We start from the raw sequence: 842 nt of genomic DNA on the forward strand, positions 1-842 counted from the left end.
TCGTCGGCGCGCCGCCCCCCGACGGCGACGCCTATGCCCGGTCGCTGCACGAGGCGACGGCCGCCGCCGGCATGATCTCGTCGACCTCCTTCGACGGTGCGCTATCGCGCAGCGTTCTGGCGGAGCGGATGCGCCTCGCCTCGCTCGTGCTCGTGCCGTCGCACTCCGAGACCTTCGGACTCGTCGCGCTCGAGGCCGCCGCCTCGGGGGTGCCCGTCATCGCCCGCGCCGCCGGCGGGCTGCGCGAGGCCGTCATCGACGGCGAGACCGGTGTGCTGCTCGAGGGCGATGATCCCGAGGTCTGGGCTGAGGAGATCGAGCGGATCCTCGCCGACAGGGCTCTCGCCGACCGGATGGGCGCGGCCGCGCGGCAGTCCGCGCTGCACCGCAGCTGGATCGCCTCCACGCGGTCGCTGCTCGCCGCGTATCGCGAGCTGCTCGACCGGCAGTGATCTCAGCGACGCCGAAGCTCGGAGGTGCGAGGACTGCGCGTCGAACGGAGCGGTCGACCGCCCGATCGGCGAAGCGACGGGCTAAGCGGCGAGCTGCGCCGCGAGTTGCAGCAGGCGCACCTCGTCGCCTGCCCGCCCGATGAGCTGCACGCTCATGGGCAGCCCGGCCGCGGTGCGATGCGTCGGCGCCGTGACCGCCGGGAGGCCCGCTACGTTGACCATCGAGGTCTGCGGAGCCCACTCGCACTGCAGCCGGTAGTCCCCCTCGGGGCCGAGCGCGCGGAAGGCCCCGACCCGGGGTGCGGGCGAGGCGAGCGCCGGTGTGAGCACGACATCGTACGCGCCCCACTGACGCGCGACGTCGGCGGCGAAGGATCGCAGAGCCGCGGC

The 842-nt window shown here is 74.3% G+C and carries 2 protein-coding genes; one reads left to right on the forward strand and one right to left on the reverse strand.

The genetic code is table 11. The features are described 5' to 3' along the window. Nucleotides 1-452, forward strand: a 452-nt coding sequence (locus tag ACFPZL_RS13800; RefSeq protein WP_382335964.1) for a glycosyltransferase, incomplete at its 5' end; no start/stop codon positions are given. A gap of 81 nt (nucleotides 453-533) precedes the next feature. Here ACFPZL_RS13800 and ACFPZL_RS13805 read toward each other — a convergent pair. Next, nucleotides 534-842: amidase family protein (locus ACFPZL_RS13805; protein ID WP_382335966.1), on the reverse strand; the 309-nt coding region annotated here is incomplete at its 5' end.

The sequence above is a fragment of the Leucobacter soli genome (assembly GCF_042659205.1).
Taxonomy (GTDB): domain Bacteria; phylum Actinomycetota; class Actinomycetes; order Actinomycetales; family Microbacteriaceae; genus Leucobacter; species Leucobacter soli.